Genomic DNA, 769 nt, shown 5'->3' with positions numbered 1-769 from the left:
GTAAGCGTTGCAGCAACCACACCGTCCCGGTGTGATTGCCTTGTAGATCAGAGTGGCAGAAGCTGGGCCAACTTGTCAGGTGTATCAGCGGTGGGGAGCTCTTTAAACAATGTGGTCATGTAATCATACGGCTCAAGACCGTTGATTTTGGCGGTTTCGACTAAGCTGTATAGTGCCGCACTGGCTTTAGCCCCCGAGGTGGTGTTAGCAAACAGCCAGGCTTTTCGGCCGATGACGAAGGGCTTTATGGCACGCTCGGCGCGGTTGTTGTCGATGTTCAATTTGCCATCGTCCAGATAGCGTATCAGTTTTGGCCATTGGTTTAGGCTGTAGGTGATGGCTTTGCTAAGTAGGCTTTCTTTGGGGATGGCGTCTTTGGATTTCTCCAGCCAATCCCACAGTTGTTGCAACAAGGGCTTGGCGACTTTCTGTCGTTCCCGGTATTTCACTTCAGCGCTCTGGGTTTTCAGTTTACTCTCCAGTGCGTACAATTTCTGGATATGGTTGATGGCCCAGTCGGCTTTGCCGGTTTTGCCTTTACCCTGGGCTTTTTGGGCTTCGACGAACTTGCGCCTGGCATGCGCCCAGCAACCGACTAAGGTCGCCTCGGTTTGCTCATAACCAGTATAGCCATCCACGTGCAGATATCCCTTGTAACCATCAAGATAGGCTTTGGGATGTTTACCACCACGCCCATCCTGGTAATCAAACAGTACCAGTTTAGGGCCTGTTGATGACTCCAGACCGCAGCCGTACACCCACATGTAAC

At 51.8% G+C, this 769-nt stretch carries 1 protein-coding gene; it reads right to left on the bottom strand.

The annotated features are described in order from the left end of the window. Nucleotides 1–47 precede the first annotated feature (47 nt). A partial coding sequence (gene tnpC, locus Q3O60_RS17610; RefSeq protein WP_305895231.1) for an IS66 family transposase occupies nucleotides 48–769 on the bottom strand: 722 nt, incomplete at its 5' end.

This window comes from Alkalimonas collagenimarina (genome assembly GCF_030717845.1).
Lineage (GTDB): Bacteria > Pseudomonadota > Gammaproteobacteria > Enterobacterales > Alteromonadaceae > Alkalimonas > Alkalimonas collagenimarina.
The sequence above is the reverse complement of the archived record's forward strand: the minus strand, read 5'-3'. Positions and strand labels throughout refer to the sequence as shown.